Raw genomic sequence first — 17,015 nt, 5'->3', positions numbered from 1 at the left:
TGCCCCGCTACTTCTCCATTTCCAGCCCGCGCGTGTAGGCCGCCAGTACCGCATCCATGATGCGGCCCCGCACGGCCTCACGGTCCAACTGGTTCATGGCGGCAATGGTATTGCCCGCAGGCGAGCAGACCTGTTCGCGCAGCACCGAAAGGTGCGTGCCGGACTGCTCTGCCAGCGTCACCGAGCCGGAGAACAGGCCCTTGACCAGTTCCGTGGCGTCCTGCCGGGTGAACCCCAACGTTACGGCCGCCTCGGTCACTGCCTCCATGAAGTAGAAGACATAGGCAGGGCCGCAGCCCACCACCGCCGTAAAGGCGGTGAACTTGGCTTCCGGCAGCACGATGGCGGTGCCTATGGATTCGAACAGTCCGCGCACCAGATCACGCCGGGGCGCATCCAGTGCCGGGTCTTCGAAGCACAGCGCATACACGCCCTTGCCCACCATGGCGGGGGTGTTGGGCATGACGCGTACAACAGCACATTCGGGACCGCCCGCGTCCGCAATGGCGGCCTTCATGGCCGCGATGGACACGCCGGAGGCGATGGACACCACCACCTTGCCCGGCGTGAGCGACGGCGCGATGGCGCGCAGCACGTCGGGCACCAGATACGGCTTCACCCCCAGCAGCACCACGTCGGCCTGTGCGGCCAGCGCGGCGGCGTCGGGCATGGCGCGCACGCCAGCGTCCGCCAGCGCAAGCACCTTGGCGGGCGTGGGATTGTACCCCAGCAGGGAAAGCCCCACGCGGCCCGAAAGACCGCGCAGGATGGCGGCCCCCATGTTGCCGCAGCCGATGCAGCCGAGAACGGCGCCTCCAGTGCCCATTGCGCTACCCCACCATCTCCAGAGCGTTGAAGAAGTACGCGATTTCATACGCAGCCGTTTCGGGCGCGTCGGAACCGTGCACGGAATTGGCCTCGATGCTGACGGCATAGGTCTTGCGGATGGTGCCTTCGCCCGCATTGGCCGGGTTGGTGGCGCCCATCAGGTCGCGGTAGCGCTGGATGGCGTTGTCGCCTTCCAGCACGGAGCAGACCACCGGGCCGGAGCACATGTAGGTGACCAGGCTGTCGAAGAAGGGACGCTCGCGGTGCACGGCGTAGAAGCCTTCTGCCTGGCTGCGGGTGAGGTGGATCATCTTCATGGCGACGACCTTCAGCCCGCTGTCCTGAATCATCTTCAGGATGGCGCCGGACAGGTTGCGTTCCACGGCGTCGGGCTTGATGATCGAAAAGGTGCGCTCGGCCATTCATTTCCTCCGGATACTGCAAGGGTTGCGGTTGCGGCGCGGGCGGCAACGGAACAGTTCACCCGCGCCCGTACAGGGGACATGCCATCAGGTGCGCACAGTGGATCGAAACCGCCTCACTCACTTGCGGTTTCAGTCTATGTGTACGCACCCGCCACGCAGCGGAGATTTCGTTCTCCGGCAAGGAGGACGAGCCGCGCGTGCGGTACCTTCAAGCGAGATTTCCGTTCGTTGGCGAGGAAAGCGAGCCTGCCATGAGGGAGTATACTCTTATCGTATTCGACCGACATGGCAGGCGAAGCTTGACGACGCCAACGGGCGGAAGGCTCGCTTGAAGTCAGTGGGAAAGCTGCCGGACGGTCACAATGGTAACCGTGCGATCCCGCGTCCGCGCCCACTCCTTAAGCGCGGCCACGGTTTCCGGCAGGGGGTGGCCGATGGCGATGGCCTGCCCCTCGGCCTGCGCGATGCGGGCCGCCTTGTCCAACTGGAACATGATGTTGCGCTTGTCGGCGATGACGTCGAGGAACACGTTCCGCTTGTAGGCGGGCAGTCCCGCGCGCTTCGCCTCGAAGTACAGTTTCGATGCAGGATGCGTCATGCTGTCGAGCACGAACATGCCGGTGCCGTCAAGGGTCTCGCACACGGTGCGCATGGCCGCCGCGTTCTGGGTGGCCCGCGAGCCCATGTGGTTGTTCAGCCCCACGGCGTAGGGCACGCGGCGCACGGCGTCGCGCACCAGCGCGGCCATTTCCTCCGGCTGCTGACCGGACAGGATGGCGCCGGGGCCGGGCTTTACCTGCGGGTAGCGCACCGGCTCCATGGGCAGGTGGATCATCACCTCGCGCCCGGCCTTGTGGGCAAGCGCCGCCGCCTCACGGGCGTGCGAACTGCGCGGCCAGACGGAGAAGGTCACCGGGTAGTCCAGGGCGGCCAGGTCGCGCGCGGCGGACATGCTTTCGCCGATGTCGTCGATGACGATGGCAAGGCGTGCCCCGCCCGGCTTCACCGCCAACGGGGGCGGCGCGCCCTCGTAGAGCAGCAGTGAAATCTCATGGGTGGGCAGGCCGTCCACGGTGACGATGAGCAGGTCGTCGGCCCGCTGCTCGACGCTGGCGGTGTCGGACCACGCGGCCAGCGTTTCCCTCAGGGTCTGCACGAAGCGGTCGGGCGCGCCGTCCAGGCGCATTTCCATGCGCTGGAAATGGAAGGTCTGCCCCTTGGCCTGGCGATTCTCTATGGAGGCCAGGCGCAGCCGGTCGCGTCCGAGGCCCAGGCGGGTCACGGTCTGGACCAGCGCGTAGTCCACCTGCTTCACGCCAGCTTCCACGGGGGCGTCCAGGGTTTCCTCGTAGGGCAGGTTGCCGGGGGTCACCGGCTGGCGGACTTCGCCGTCCGCTTCACGAGTGCCGTTGGGAGCGGGCTTGCCGTTGGCCGCGCGTTCGGGCTGGACAGGCGGCGGCGCATCGGGCTCGGTCCCCCCCGCCGCGTCCCCTTTTGCCGCATCGGTTGCAATCTCGCCCTTGGGCGCATCGCCCACCGGAGTTTGGGGCAGCTGCGGAAACTGGGGAAGCTGGGGCAGCTCGGACTGCTCGTCGCGCTTCGCATCGCCCTTCTGCGGCTTCTGTTGCGCCTGCGGGGACTGTGGCGTTCGGGGCGTTTGGGGCTGCGGGGGCTTCCTGTCGCTCCGCTCGGCCACGGCGGGCTTGCGCGCGCCACTGTCCATGAACTGCTTCACGGGCGAGCCGAACACGAACAGCAGCATCACCAGCAGCGTGGCGGCCACGCAAATGGCCAGCACGGCCCGAGCCACCAGCGGCGTCAGGGTGGGCTTGCCACGCTTGCCGCCGGAACGCCGTGTTCCGGAGGATTTCGACGGCTTTGCCGATTTGCCAGCCTTGTCGGATTTGCCCGTCTGGGCGGGCTTGCGTCCCGCGCCCCCCTTGGCGTCATCCTTGCGGGGGGTCTTCTTCCCAGGGTTCTTCTCCCCTGCCATGCACTCTCCTGCTCCATGCCTGGGACATGTCGTGCGGTCCGGAGCAAGTGTCCGGGCGGCGGTACGGATACAACCGTACGGGGGTGACATGACCGGCAGTTCCCGGCATGTCCCGACATGTCCCGACATGACAGGGGCGCGGTTTCCCGCGCCCCTGGTTTTCATCGTGTAGCGTTACAACAGCATCGGCAGCCCGCCGCCTGCGCGGCGGTTCGCCTACTGGATGTCCTTGAGGCGGGGCAGGCGCTTGACGAACTGCAGCGCCATGCGCAGTTGGTTGTCCTTTTCCAGGGCCTGCTTCACGTCGTCGCTGCGGGCGGCGGGGCGGGCGTCCTTGCCGGACGAACCATTCTCGAGATGCCGGTTGAGATCCTTTTCGCGCACCATGTTCAGGCGGTGGGCCTTTTCTTCTTCACGCGGCAGTTCGAAGGGCACCTCGAAGTCGGGTTCGATGCCCTCGGCCTGGATGGAGCGACCGTTGGGCGTGTAGTACAGGGCCACGGTCAGCTTAAGGCCCGCGCCGTCGGACAGCGGGATGACGTTCTGCACGGACCCCTTGCCGAAGGTGCGTTCACCCAGGATGAGCGCGCGGTTGTGGTCGCGCAGGGCGCCGGCCACGATTTCCGAGGCCGAGGCGGAACCCGCGTTGACCAGCACCACCATGGGTACGGTCACGTCGCCGGGCTGGGCCTTGGCGCGGTATTCGCGGCTGGCATCTTCCATACGGCCGCGGATGGACACGATGACCCCGTCCTTCAGGAAGGTGTCGGACACACTCACCGCCTGGTCCAGCAACCCGCCGGGGTTGTTGCGCAGGTCGAGGATGATGCCCTTCATGCCCTTCTTGCCCGCGTCCTTCAGCGCATCCACCAGTTCGCCGGTGGTACGTTCGCTGAAGCGGGTCAGACGCACCCAGTAGTAGCCGTCTTCGAGCATCTTGGACTTGACGCTGATGAGCGGGATGGCGTCGCGCACCAGGTGCACCACTTCGGGCGCCTTGGCGTCGCGGTGCAGGATGGACAGTTCCACCTCGGTGCCCTTGGCGCCACGGATGCGGCTGACCGCTTCCTGGGTGGTCATGTCCTGCGTGGGCACGCCGTCCACGGCAAGAATGATGTCGCCGCTCTTCAGGCCCGCCTTGTGGGCGGGAGTGTCCTCGATGGGGGCCACCACGATGAGCTGACCGTTCTCGCTGGAAATTTCGATGCCGATGCCGAAGAATTCACCGGAGGTGCTTTCCTGCATCTCCTTGAATTCCTCCACCGACAGGAACGTCGAATGCGGATCCAGTCCTTGCAGCATGCCCTTGACGGCACCGTTGATCAGGTCCTTGCGGGGCACGTCGCGCACGTAATAGCGCTCCACCAGGTCGAGCACCTGGCTGAAGCGCTTCAGCGAATCGTATTTGCCTTCCTCGCTCGCCGCACCGACGGTGTCGGGCACCAGCGCCGCCCCGCCGGAAATGGCGAGCACGCCGAGAATGAGCAGCGTGGCCGTCCACAGCGTCACACGCATAATGAAACCTCCGAAAGCCTGAAAAGAGGCTAATTTGCTGAAAGAAGCCACGCATCAGGGTTAATGGCTTTTTGGTGAAAACGCAATTCGAAATAGACTCCGGGGCCATTGGCGTCCGGATAGAACCCGGCAGTACCCACCTGCTGGCCGCCGCCCACCTCCTGCCCCAGCCGCAACGGGCTGTCGGCCAGGAAGGCATACAGCGTATAATAGGCCTGTCCGTGCATCAGAATGACGACGCGGCCGAACCCGCGCATGGTGTCGTTGTGCACCACGCGGCCATAGGCCACCGCACGCACCGGCTCGCCCTGCCCCACCGAAATGCCCAGCCCGCGCACGGGGGGCTTGGCCTCGGGCGCATAGCGGCGCACCACACGTCCCTTGACCGGCCACGGCAGCCGACCTTTCTGCTTCTCTATGTCGCCGCGCGACAGGGCCTGCTCCAGCCGGGCATTGAGGGTCTGGATCATCTCGAAAAGATCGGCCAGTTCCGCCTCGGCGTCTTCGCGCTGCTGGCGCACGGACGACAACGACTGACGGAAGCGCTGCTTGTCGGCCAGCAGCTTCGAACGGTCCGCCCCCAGCGCCTCCACTTGCTTGCGCACCTGCTCGGACAAGGCCTCACGCCGGGTCAGGGCATCCGCCATGGCGGTTTCCTGACCGTGCAGTTCCTGCTGGCGCTCGCCGATGACCTTGTAGATTTCCTGCGTCCAGGCGTAATCACGCTCGGCCATGCGCCAATCTGTCAGGTCGCGCGCGCCCACCCCCTTCTGCCGCATGTACAACGGCCAGAGCAGTTGCAGCAGCCCGGAAAGCGAGGCTTCCGTGCGGGAACGCTCGGCGGCCAGCCGCTCGTAAGCGGCACGCACGTCGGTGGCGGCGGCCTCCAGTTGGACCAGTTCCTGTTCCTGGCGGGCCACCTTGGCTTCCAGCGCGGTGATGCGGTCTTCGGCCATGGCAAGATCGGTATTCAGGGCGCGCTCCTGCACCGAAAGCTTGGTGATGCTCTCCTGCCGGGCGCGCAGGCGGCTCTGCTGGGCCTGCAACGCCTTGCGGATGTCTTCTTCCGTGGTCAGTTGCCCCACGGGTGCGGCCTTGCCGCGCGCTTCCTGGCGCTGCCGCCCCCCCTTGCCGCCATCCGCATCATCCGCCCTGTCCGTCCTGTCCGTCCTGTCTGGAGCGGGCCTGACCGGACCCGCCTTGCCGATGGAGCCGGACGTGGCCGCCAGCAACGGCTCTGGCCGCACCGCCAGCCACCCGGCCAAGGCAAGCGCAAGGCACAACAGACAGCACGCCGCCGCGCCCAGACGTCCGGCAGCCCGTCCGTCAGTCAATCCGGCAATCAATCCGGCAGGCTGTCCGTCAGCCCTTTCGGCAATCCGTCCGGCACCGGCGGCAGCCGCCCGCAGCAGTGAAAACGCAAGCCGGAACGGGCGCATGGCTCAGGCCACTCCGCCGTCGAGGAAGGGGCACAGGGGGCAGTCGGCGCAACGCGGCGCGCGGGCGCGGCACCAGTCCTTGGCCACCCGCACGATGAGGGCGTGGTATTCGTTGTACAGGGGCACGTCCGGGTCCAGCACGTCCATGAACACGTCGCGCAGGTCGTGGTAGGGGATGTCGTCCGGCACCATGGCGTGCCGGTGCAGGATGCGACGGGTGTAGGCGTCCACCACGAAGGTGGGCAGCCCCACGGCGTACAGCAGGACGGAATCCGCCGTTTCCGGCCCGATGCCCGACACCTTGAGCAGGCGGGGACGCAATTCGTCCAGTTCCTGCCCGGCCAGCACGCCGAAGTCGAAGCCGCAGGCATCGTCCAGAAAGCGCAGCAGGTTGCGCAGCCGCACCGCCTTCAGCCGAAAGAACCCCGCCGGACGGATCAGTTCCGACAGTTCCGCCTCGGGCAGGGACAGCAGCGTCTGGCCGCTGGCCAGCGCGCCCGCATCCCGCAGGCGGTAGATGGCCTTTTCCACGTTGGTCCACGCGGTGTTCTGCGTCAGCACCGCGCCCACGCAGATATCCAGCGGCGTCTCGCCCGGCCACCAGCCGCTGGGGCCCAGCCGGGCGTGCATGGCCGCGTACATCTCGCGCAACAGGCGTTCCCGTTTCCCTCGCATAGGCCGACACCCTAGCCTCATCGCGCATGCCCCGCAACCGATGGCGCATCTCTGTTCCGAGGGCTGTATATGAACGTTTTTTGTATGCCTCTGGCAGTAGGTCGTGTCTTTTTTACGCCTCCGGCGGGCAGGGGGCATAGCCCCCTGCACCCCTTTCAGGGAAGACACAACTTTGTCCAACAAAAACGCCACGGCACTCGCTGAGCAACGCGGCGTTGAAACTCTCCGGCTCTCCCACCCAATTAAAAAGTTTGGGGGGATGGGGGTTCGGGGGAAGGAGACCCTTTCCAAAGGGTCCCTTCCCCCGAAAAAACTTCATTTCTCCGAGTTGCTTTCTCTTCGCTTCCCTACTCCCAGATCAAGGCGGCCCATTCGCCTTCCACGCGGCGGCGTGCGGGGGGCATGCCGAGGCTGGTGTAGACGGCTTCCACGCCGTCGGCCTGCACGGCGAGCAGACCGGAGAGCACGAGGCACCCGCCGGGGGCCAGCAGGCCGAGGATATCCGGGGCAAGGTCTTTCAGGGGCTGGGCGAGGATATTGGCGAGCAGCACGTCATAGCGTTCGCCCTGTGCAGCATCGGTGCTGCCGAGGCGCACGTCGATGGCGGGAGCCACGGCGTTGATGACGCGGTTTTCCTCGGCGTTTTCCACGGCCAGCATGTCGATGTCGGTGGCCACGCCGGTCATGCCCAGCTTGGCGCAGCCGATGGCAAGGATGCCGGAGCCGGTGCCGAGGTCGAGAAAGCGCAGACCGGACCGCAGTCGACCGGACGCGGCAAGCTCGGAGACGGCGCCGAGACACAGGGCGGTGGTGGGATGATGCCCGGTGCCGAAGGCGGTCTTGGGCTCGATGACGATGGGGGTGCGGCCTTCAAGGTCAACGGTGTCGATCATCCACGGGGCGATGACCATGAAGTGCGTGCCGCAGGGCACGGGCGTGAAGAAATCGCGCCAGGCCAGGGTCCAGTCGGTATCGGGCACGGAATCGCGGGTCACCTCGGCGCGCGGCAGTTCGGCGCGCAGGGTGGCCAGAAGCTGCTCGCAGAAGGCGGGGTTGTCGGTGTGCACGCGCAGGCGCACGGAACCGTCGGGCAGGCTTTCCTCTTCCCAGCCGAAAGGCACGGCAAGGGCCAGGACGGCGTCGACGGTTTCAAGGTCTTCGGGACAATCGGCGGCAATGACGATGCTGATGCGGATAAGGTCGGACACGTGGTTACCTTGCCTGGTATCGGGCCATCTGCCGTTCCATGCGCCGGCTTGCGGCGGTCAGGGTCCAGCAGACGATGAAGTACAGCACGGCGATGGTGAAGAAGAGTTCGGCCGGAGCGGTCAGCTCGCGGTTGTTGATCTGGGTGGCCGTGCGGGTAAGTTCGGAAACGCCGATGATGTAGGCGAGCGAGGTGTCCTTGGTCAAGCTGACGAACTGGTTCACGAACGAGGGAATCATGTTGCGCAGGGCCTGCGGCAGGATGACGTAGATCATGGCCTGGGTCTTGGAAAGCCCGGTGCCGCGCGCGGCCTCCATCTGCCCGTGCGGCAGGGCCAGCACCCCGGCGCGCACGATTTCGGCGATGTAGGCGCCGGTGAACACGATGAAGGCCACAAGGGCGCTCTCCGCCTCGGGCAGGGTGTGGCCGAGCGCGATGGGCGCAAGGAAGTAGAACCAGAAGATCAGCATCAGCAGCGGGATGCCGCGGATGACTTCCACGTAGATGATGGCGGGCAGGCGCAGCCACCAGCGGTCCGACAGACGCAGCAGGCCGAAGCCCAGGCCCAGCCAGAACGCCCCGAAGATGCCGCCGATGGCCAGCACCACGCTCATGGCAAGACCGCCCAGCGGCCCCTGCGGCCACGAGCCCACGAGCAGGTAATCGAAATTTCTCCAGACGACGTCCCACTGCACGCCGGTTGCTCCTTGCGACTGATTCTGAAACCGTGGCGGCGCGCGGCCCGGCGGTGTCCGGGGTCACGCGGCGCCGCCGCGCGAAAAGGCCGGGCCGCCGGGGCGGCGCGGGGGGCGTCAGTACTTGATGGTCCGCAGAAAGTACTTGTTGTACTGGGTGATGCTGAACGACACCGCAAGCGAGATGACGAGGTAGATCAGCGTGCTGACCGTGAATGCCTCGAACCCGTGGAAGGTGTACGATTCTATCTGGCGGGCCATGTAGGTAAGTTCCATGACCCCGATGGTCATGCACAGCGACGAGTTCTTGAACAGGTTGAGCGCCTGCGAGATCAGCGGCGGCACGATGATGCGGAAGGCCTGCGGCAGGACCACGTAGCGCATGGCCTGCAGGAAGGTAAGGCCGCAGGCGCGCGAGGCTTCGAGCTGCGTGCGCGGAATGGAGAAGATGCCGGAGCGGATTTCTTCGGCGATGAACGCGGCGGTGTACACCGCAAGGGCGATGACCCCGGCCGCGAATTCGAAATTCTGCTTGTACAGCCACTGGTTGACGGCGGCGGGCAACACCGCGTCGGAGCCGAAGTACCAGAAGAATATCTGGACCAGCAGCGGCGTGTTGCGGAAGAATTCGGTAAAGGCCGCGCTGAACCACACCAGCGGGCGCACGGCGGAAAGGCGCATCACCGCGATGAGCGTGCCTATCGCCATGGCGAGCACCAGCGAAAGGGCGGAAATCTGGCAGGTGACCACGACGCCGTCGATGATCCACTGCAGGTATTCGCCAGAGAGAACGAGTTTCCAGTCGAAGTTGTACTGCAAGGCGTTATCCGCGTGAAAACGGGGGGCGCGGCGATGGCGCCGCGTCCCCCGTCGGGTTGGTGCGTGCTAGTAGGGCCAGGTTTCCATCTTCCAGGTGAGCGGCAGGTAGTACTTGGTGTCCTTGCCGAACCACTTGTCGTAAATCTTCACGTATTCGCCGGTGTTCCACAGGTCCACCAGGGTGCGGTTGACCAGGTCGCGGAACTTGGAGTCGTTTTCGGCAAGGCCCAGGCCGTAGGGTTCGGGCGAGATGTAGTCGCCCACGATTTCCCACTTTTCCGGCTCGGGGTCGGAGTTGCGCAGGCCGAGCAGGATGGTGGAGTCGGTGGTGACGGCTTCGGCCTTGCCCTGCTTGAGGGCCAGGAACGCCTGCGGGTACTCGTCGAAGGAGACCACGGTGGCGGCGGGCTGGGCGACGCGGATGTTCTTTTCAGAGGTGGAACCCTTGGCGGTGGCCACCTTCTTGCCCTTGAGGTCCGCCGCGCTCTTCACGCCGCCGCCCTTCTTCACCAGCAGCTTCTGGCCGTCCATGAAGTAGGTGATGGAGAAGTCGATGACGTCGTCACGCTCGAACTTGTGGGTCATGGTGGCGGCCAGCAGGTCCACGGAACCCTGGGTCAGCATGGGGATGCGGGTGGCGCTGGTGACGGTCTTCAGTTCCAGCTTCACGCCCAGGTTGTCGGCAACGGCCTTGCAGATGTCCACGTCGAAGCCGACGATCTGCTTGCTCTGTTCGTCGATGAACCCGAAGGGCACGGTGGAGTCCTTGACGCCGCAGATGAGCGCGCCGCGGGCCTTGATGTCCTCGATCTTGCCCGCGTGGGCGATGGTGCCGGAAAGCACCACGCACAGGGCCACGGCCAGTAGCACAAGACGCTTCATGAGAGTTCTCCCTGCTGATGCGGTTCGGGGGGCGCAGGCCCCCGGGATGGGCGTTCGTCCGTCGTCCGAACCCGGCCTGCCGCTTGCGGCGGCCGGGGGTGTCGCGTGTCGTGCCCGAGGCGCGTGTGCGCCGCCCGGCTGAGAGACTGCCGACTGCGTGCGTCGGCAGGAGATTCTACAGAATTTCCCGCAAAAAGGCCTGAGTACGCTCGTGCCGGGGGTTGGAAAAGAAGACGTCCGGCGGAGCCTCTTCGATCACCTTGCCCCCGTCCATGAAGATGACCCTGTCCGCCACTTCTCGCGCGAAGCCCATTTCGTGGGTCACGCAGAGCATGGTCATGCCTGCGCGTGCCAGGTCCTTCATGGCGTTGAGCACTTCGTTGATCATTTCGGGGTCGAGCGCGCTGGTGGGCTCGTCGAACAGCATGACCTTGGGCTGCATGGCCAGGGCGCGGGCAATGGCCACGCGCTGCTGCTGGCCGCCGGAAAGCTCCACGGGGTACTTGCGGGCCTGGTCGTGGATGCCCACGCGCTCCAGCAGTTCCATGGCGATGGATTCCGCCTTGGCCTTGGGCATCTTGCGCACCTTGGTGGGCGCAAGGGTCACGTTGTGCAGCACGGAAAGATGCGGGTACAGGTTGAACTGCTGGAAGACGATGCCCACCTCGGTGCGCAGTTCGTTCACGTCCACGCTCTTGTCGTGGATGCTCTTGCCTTCGAGCAGGATATGCCCCTTCTGGATGGGTTCCAGGCGGTTCAGGCACCGGATGAAGGAACTCTTGCCGGAGCCGGAGGGGCCACAGATGACCAGCACCTCGCCCTTCTCCACCTTCTGGGTGATGCCCTTGAGCACGTGGAATTCGCCATACCACTTGTGCACGTCGTGGAATTCGATCATCGCCATGCGCGGCCGTCCGTATCCCGTACCGGCAGGGGCGCGGGCCGCCGCCGTCTTTTTACCATATTGTCAGAAAGGCGCCCTGCATTGCAGGGCACTGTACCGGCACGGGCGCGATCCCGAAAGACATCGCAGCCCCCTTGCACGGCGCGCCCCTGTACGGGCCGGAAATCCCCACCCGCCACAACGGGCCGCTGCACCGCGAAAGCCGTACTGCCGATGCGGGGAAGCCCACGCATCGGTCTCAGGAAGTGCCACACGTTTCTACAGGCGTGTTGCGGTGTTGTAGCGGACGGTTTGAATCGCTGTCAAGCGAAATCATTAACAAAAACGTAAATAGCCTGTACCTGCGGGGGATTGCGGACACAACGCGGCTTCCTGTGGCCCCGGTCGTTCCGTAGCGTCCGCACGCCCGCCCCACCCATGCCCCACCTGCCCCGGCAGCCACCTGGCCTTGCGGCAGCATGAAAACGCAAAACGGCGCCCACCCCGTACGGGCGGACGCCGTGCATCAACCGGTCAGGGCCTGCCTGGCCGCGCCATGCGGCACGGTCATCAGGCGTAGATGTCCACCAGGGCGCCCGCGCCGGAATAGGCCGCCCCCAGCACCGACTTCTGGAAATCGTAATCGGCGCTCATGGAGCCGGACCAGCCCGTGGAGCCGGTGCCGCCCGTGCTCCCCAGCCCCGGTGCGTTCATGTAGTCCAGGGTCTTGCCTACCACCGCAGCCCCAAAGGTCTGGCTGTCCCATATGTCGGAACTGCCAGAACTCGCTGACGATATCCCGAGGTCGCTCATGCCCCTCACCTCCTGCGCGCGGGCCGGGCATCCGTGCCGTGCGGCGGGCGCGCCATGCGTGTACCGCGCGGCCACGTCCCGCCGCACGGTTTTCCCATGTTCATTGCATACAATATGTCCGACAACCGGGTCACGCCATTATTTTGCCGGGCTTGCACGCGCCATGCGAAACGCCCCGCCGGGCGGTCCTGAAGGCCAGCCGACGGGGCGTCGTACGTCATGTGCGGCGGGGCATCCGCCCCCTGAGCCGTGATCTTTGCGAAAACGCTCTACGCAGGCTTGCGCGCGGACAGGATATCCTCCAGCGCGTCGGCAAAGGCATCCAGGTCGGCGCGGGGAATGGTCAGCGCGGGCAACAGGCGCAACACGCAATCCTGGGTCAGGTTGCAGATGAAGCCCCTGTCGATGAGCGCCTGCCAGACATCCTTGCCGGGGAAGGCCAGCACCACGCCGATCATCAGGCCAAGGCCGCGCACGTGGTCGATGGTGCCGGGCAACTTTTCGCCCATGGCCCGGAAGCGAGCCATGATGCGCTCGCCTTCCGTGGCGGCACGCCCGGCCAGGTCGTCACGCAGCATGATTTCCACGGTCTTGGAGGCCACGGCGGAAACCAGCGCCCCCGCCCCGAAGGTGGTGGCATGGCTGCCTGCCACGAAGCCCCTGGCCACCTCGTCGGTGGTCATCATGGCGCCCATGGGCAGGCCGTTGGCCAGGGCCTTGGCGCAGCTGACGATGTCCGGTTCCAGCCCGTAGTTCTGGAAGGCCCAGAACCGCCCGGTGCGGCACATGCCCGCCTGGATTTCGTCGGTCATGAACAGCACGCCCTTCTCGCGGCACAGGGCCTGCACGGCGCGGGCGTAATCGGGGTCCAGAGGGCATACGCCGCCCTCGCCCTGCACGATTTCCACCAGCACACCGGCGGTCTGCGGGCCAATGGCGGCGCGCAGCGCCTCGATGTCGCCCGACGCCACCTGCCGGAACCCTTCCGGCATGGGGTGGAACCCGTCCTGAAACTTGGCCTGCCCGGTGGCGGCCACCGTGGCCAGGGTGCGCCCGTGAAAGGCCCCGGTCAGGGTGATGATTTCGTAGGCCTCGCGCTGCTGCACGCGCTGCATGTAGCGACGGGCCAGCTTGATGGCGGCCTCGTTGGCTTCCGCGCCGGAATTGCAGAAGAACGCCTTGGCGCAATGGCTGGTGGAGAGCAGCCTTTCGGCCAGGTCCAGCTGTTCTTCCTGATAGAACAGGTTGCTGACGTGCACCAGCTTGCGGGCCTGGGCGGCGGCCACCTCGGCCAGTTCCTCGTGGCAGTGGCCCAGCGAGGTCACGGCGATGCCGGACAGCAGGTCCACGTATTCACGCCCGTCAACGTCCCACAGGCGAGAACCCTGCCCCCGCGCAACGGAAATGGGGTACCGGCCGTAGGTGCGGCACAACAGGGATTCCTCGCGCGCTTTCAGCGCTTCGAACCGTTCGCTCATGGCGTGTCTCCGAAAATAGGGGGAAAGATGAATCGAATGCGGCGGCATGATGAGGGGATACCCACGTATCCGAGGCCAGTTACCGGTCTGCGGTTGATACTACAGCGTACCGGTGTGCCCGAACCCACCCGCGCCGCGCGCCGTCTCGCCAAGGGCATCCGCCTCTTCGACGATGGCGTGGAAATACGGCTGGAACACTAGCTGCGCAATGCGCTCGCCACGGCGAATTCGTCGTTCCTCGCCCGAGGTGTTCAGCAACGAGACCACGATCTCGCCGCGATAGTCGGGGTCGATGACGCCGACCCCCTGGCTGACGGTAAGCCCCATGCGCGTTCCAAGCCCGCTGCGCGAGTACACGAACCCTGCCGCGCCGGACGACAGCGGCTCCACGGCCACCCCCGCGGGGATGGCCAGCCGCGACCCGGCAGGCAGGACCGCCTCTTCCGCGTCCATGCAGGCGCGCAGGTCCATGCCCGCCGAAAACGGCGTGGCCGGTGCGAGGCCGCCGGGGCCATCGACACCCTTATCGGGGGCGTACAGCACCCGCGCGTCGCGCAGGTAGCGCACCCGCACGCGCAACGTCGGTGTACCCTCGATAACGCTGCTTGCACTTGTCACGAAAAAGCTCCTGTGAAAGAATACCATAACTCCACAGACCCATCCGGCCCGCCGACAAATGCGGGGGCCGCCGGACCGTCTGTTCCTATGCCACTCTCGCAGGCAAGTCAAAAGCACACCGCCGCACCGCCGGGAGGTACGCAGCATGCAGCCGCTCAAGGTCTTCAGCGTCATCCCCAAGCTGCCCGAAGGACTCGAAGGGCTGTGGGAACTGGCCTACAACCTCTGGTTCTCGTGGAACAGCGACATGGAGGCCATCTTTTCGCAGATGGACCAGCGCCTGTGGCAGGAAAGCTACCGCAACCCGGTATGGTTCCTGAACCACGTGCCGCAACGCACCCTTGAAGAACTGTCGCGCGATGCGTTCTTCAAGGAACGGCTGTCCGACGCCGTGGCGCAGTTGCGCCAGTACGTGGGCAAGCCCACGCCACACAGCTTCGAGGGCGTGGCCCCCGGCACTCCCGCCGTGGCCTACTTCAGCCTGGAATTCGGCCTGGCCCTGTGCCTGCCCATCTATTCCGGCGGCCTCGGCATCCTGGCGGGCGACCACCTGAAATCGGCCAGCGACCTCAACGTGCCGCTGGTGGGCATCGGCATCGCCTATCAACAGGGATATTTCCGCCAGTACATGACCCCCGACGGCTGGCAGCAGGAACGCTACCCCGTCTACGACTTCGAGCAGATGCCCATGCGACCGGCCCTGACGCCCGAAGGCCAGCCCGCCGTGGTGCGGCTGGACGTGGGCGACCGGCCCCTTACGGCGCGCATCTGGCAGGTGGCCGTGGGCCGGGTGACCCTGTACCTGCTGGACACCAACCTGCCGGAAAACCCGCCCGATTTCCGCCAGATCACCGAACGGCTTTACGGCGGCAACATCGAAATGCGCCTGTGGCAGGAAATCCTGCTGGGCATCGGCGGCATCAAGGCGCTGAAGGTGCTGGGCATCGACCCCAAGGTCATCCACATGAACGAGGGGCATTCCGCCTTTGCGGGGCTTGAGCGGGTGCGGCTGTACATGAAGGAGCACGGGCTGCCCTTCGAGGCCGCAACGGAGGTGGCCGCCTCCGGCTCCATCTTCACCACGCACACCCCGGTGCCCGCGGGCAACGACCGCTTCGCCCCGGACCTGATGTACCGCTACTTCGAATCCTACGCCCGCGACATGGGGCTGGCCTTCAAGGTGTTCATGGCCTTGGGGCGCGAGGCCCCCCACGACGACGCCGAACCCTTCTGCATGACCGTGCTGGCCCTGCGCCTGTCGCGCTCCAACAACGGCGTGTCCACCCTGCATGGCCGCGTTTCGCGCAACATGTGGAAGCAGGTGTGGCACCAGTTCCCCGTGGAGGACGTGCCCATCGGCGCGCTGACCAACGGGGTGCACGCGCCCACCTGGGTGGCCCAGGACATCGGCATGCTGTACGACCGCTACCTGGGCTCCAACTGGCGAGAAGACCCGGACTGCGCCCGCGCGTGGAGCCAGGTGGACACCATTTCCGACGCAGAATTCTGGCGCACCCACGAACGGCTGCGCGCCCGGCTGGTGGACTTCGTCCGCGAGCGGCTGCGCCGCCAATTGGCCGCGCAGGGCGCGCGGCGGCAGGACATCCAGGCCGCCGAAGAGGTGCTGAACCCGGAAGCCCTGACCATCGGCTTTGCCCGGCGCTTCGCCACCTACAAGCGGGCCAACCTGCTGCTGCAGGACCGCGAACGGCTGGAACGCATCCTGGGCGACCGTGAGCGCCCGGTGCAGTTCATCATCGCGGGCAAGGCCCACCCCCAGGACCAGGGCGGCAAGCAGTTGATCAAGGACCTGATCGCCTTCAGCCGTTCGCAGGGCGCGAACATGAGCGTGGTCTTTCTGGAAGACTACGACATGGAGGTGGCCTCGTACCTGGTCACGGGCTGCGACGTGTGGCTGAACAACCCCCGCCGCCCGCTGGAGGCCTGCGGCACCAGCGGCATGAAGGCCATGCTCAACGGCGTGGTGCAGTTCTCCACCCTGGACGGCTGGTGGGACGAGGCCTACAGGCCGGACAACAGCCTGGGCTGGGCCATCGGCAAGGGCGAGGAATACGACGACCCGGACTACCAGGACTTCGTGGAGATGCAGACCCTCTACAACATCCTGGAAAACGACATCATTCCGGAATTCTACGATCGCGGTCGGGGCGGCCTGCCCCGCTCGTGGATACGCCGCATGAAGGCCGCGCTGAAGGAACTGGCCCCCCGCTACAACTCGCACCGCATGGTGCTGGACTATCTGGGCACCGCCTATTCCGCTGCCCACGGTTACTACATGCGCCTCGCGCGCGACGGCTTCGTCCCGGCGCGCGAACTTTCCGAATGGCGCATGGAAATGATGACCAAGTGGAGCGCGGTGCAGATCCGCAACGTGCGCAGCCGGGTGGAGGACACCCTGCACGTGGGCGATTCGCTGCGGGTGGAGGCGGAACTGTACCTCGACGACATTGCGGCGGAACACGTGCTCGTCCAGTTGTACGCCGGGCCGCTGGGGCAGGACGGCTCCTTTGCCCAGCGCCAATTGACGGTCATGACCGCGGAGGGCGAACGGCGCGACGGCTGGCAGATCTTCGTCGGCAGCACCCGCCCGGCCGAGGCCGGACGCTTCGGCTTTACCGTCCGTGCCGCACCGGTGCATCCGCTGCTGGCAGACCCGCATTCGCTGGGCCTTATCCGCTGGGCCGCGCCCGCATAGCCCCGGCGTTGCCCACCGGAACGGGCCGT

The 17,015-nt window shown here is 66.0% G+C and carries 15 protein-coding genes; 1 reads left to right on the top strand and 14 read right to left on the bottom strand.

Annotated elements, in window-relative coordinates:
• Positions 1-7: 7 nt before the first annotated feature.
• From proC to dut, 14 genes are all read right to left on the bottom strand, one after another.
• Positions 8-826 carry a pyrroline-5-carboxylate reductase gene (gene proC / locus DESTE_RS16815; RefSeq protein ID WP_035069125.1) on the bottom strand — a complete coding sequence of 273 codons (819 nt, stop codon included), beginning with the start codon at positions 824-826 and terminating at the stop codon, positions 8-10.
• Between the two features lie 4 nt (positions 827-830).
• Positions 831-1,250 carry a nucleoside-diphosphate kinase gene (ndk, locus tag DESTE_RS16810; protein WP_035069122.1) on the bottom strand — a complete coding sequence of 140 codons (420 nt, stop codon included), beginning with the start codon at positions 1,248-1,250 and terminating at the stop codon, positions 831-833.
• Between the two features lie 337 nt (positions 1,251-1,587).
• Positions 1,588-3,246 carry a divergent polysaccharide deacetylase family protein gene (locus tag DESTE_RS16805; protein ID WP_035069119.1) on the bottom strand — a complete coding sequence of 553 codons (1,659 nt, stop codon included), beginning with the start codon at positions 3,244-3,246 and terminating at the stop codon, positions 1,588-1,590.
• Positions 3,247-3,462: 216 nt separating this feature from the next.
• Positions 3,463-4,761: a S41 family peptidase gene (locus DESTE_RS16800; RefSeq protein WP_035069117.1), complete on the bottom strand. Its 1,299-nt coding sequence runs from the start codon at positions 4,759-4,761 to the stop codon at positions 3,463-3,465.
• Positions 4,762-4,790: 29 nt separating this feature from the next.
• Positions 4,791-6,200 carry a murein hydrolase activator EnvC family protein gene (locus DESTE_RS16795; protein ID WP_035069114.1) on the bottom strand — a complete coding sequence of 470 codons (1,410 nt, stop codon included), beginning with the start codon at positions 6,198-6,200 and terminating at the stop codon, positions 4,791-4,793.
• A gap of 3 nt (positions 6,201-6,203) precedes the next feature.
• A complete protein-coding gene (locus tag DESTE_RS16790; protein WP_035069111.1) occupies positions 6,204-6,875 on the bottom strand; it encodes an endonuclease III domain-containing protein in 672 nt (223 codons plus the stop codon).
• Between the two features lie 347 nt (positions 6,876-7,222).
• Entirely contained in the window at positions 7,223-8,083 is an 861-nt protein-coding gene (locus DESTE_RS16785; protein WP_035069108.1) for a 50S ribosomal protein L11 methyltransferase, read from the bottom strand.
• Between the two features lie 4 nt (positions 8,084-8,087).
• Positions 8,088-8,777 carry an amino acid ABC transporter permease gene (locus DESTE_RS16780; protein WP_035069105.1) on the bottom strand — a complete coding sequence of 230 codons (690 nt, stop codon included), beginning with the start codon at positions 8,775-8,777 and terminating at the stop codon, positions 8,088-8,090.
• A gap of 117 nt (positions 8,778-8,894) precedes the next feature.
• On the bottom strand, positions 8,895-9,596 hold the full coding sequence (locus DESTE_RS16775) for an amino acid ABC transporter permease (protein WP_035069102.1): 702 nt from the start codon (positions 9,594-9,596) through the stop codon (positions 8,895-8,897).
• A gap of 66 nt (positions 9,597-9,662) precedes the next feature.
• The gene (locus DESTE_RS16770) at positions 9,663-10,478 is read right to left on the bottom strand and encodes an ABC transporter substrate-binding protein (RefSeq protein WP_035069099.1); all 816 of its coding nucleotides are present in this window, start codon (positions 10,476-10,478) and stop codon (positions 9,663-9,665) included.
• Between the two features lie 175 nt (positions 10,479-10,653).
• Entirely contained in the window at positions 10,654-11,382 is a 729-nt protein-coding gene (locus DESTE_RS16765) for an amino acid ABC transporter ATP-binding protein (protein ID WP_035069096.1), read from the bottom strand.
• A gap of 549 nt (positions 11,383-11,931) precedes the next feature.
• Positions 11,932-12,174 carry a hypothetical protein gene (locus DESTE_RS16760; RefSeq protein WP_035069093.1) on the bottom strand — a complete coding sequence of 81 codons (243 nt, stop codon included), beginning with the start codon at positions 12,172-12,174 and terminating at the stop codon, positions 11,932-11,934.
• A 269-nt stretch (positions 12,175-12,443) separates the two neighbouring features.
• Positions 12,444-13,652, bottom strand: a complete 1,209-nt coding sequence (locus tag DESTE_RS16755) for an aspartate aminotransferase family protein (protein ID WP_035069090.1) — start codon at positions 13,650-13,652, stop codon at positions 12,444-12,446.
• A gap of 99 nt (positions 13,653-13,751) precedes the next feature.
• Positions 13,752-14,270 (bottom strand): dUTP diphosphatase, encoded by a 519-nt coding sequence (gene dut / locus DESTE_RS16750; protein ID WP_051384683.1) that lies wholly within the window; start codon positions 14,268-14,270, stop codon positions 13,752-13,754.
• A 145-nt stretch (positions 14,271-14,415) separates the two neighbouring features.
• Between dut and glgP the strand changes: the two genes are divergently transcribed.
• Positions 14,416-16,986: an alpha-glucan family phosphorylase gene (glgP, locus tag DESTE_RS16745; protein WP_035069088.1), complete on the top strand. Its 2,571-nt coding sequence runs from the start codon at positions 14,416-14,418 to the stop codon at positions 16,984-16,986.
• Positions 16,987-17,015 lie beyond the last annotated feature (29 nt).

It is taken from the genome of Nitratidesulfovibrio termitidis HI1, from assembly GCF_000504305.1.
Lineage (GTDB): Bacteria > Desulfobacterota > Desulfovibrionia > Desulfovibrionales > Desulfovibrionaceae > Cupidesulfovibrio > Cupidesulfovibrio termitidis.
The sequence above is the reverse complement of the archived record's forward strand: the minus strand, read 5'-3'. Positions and strand labels throughout refer to the sequence as shown.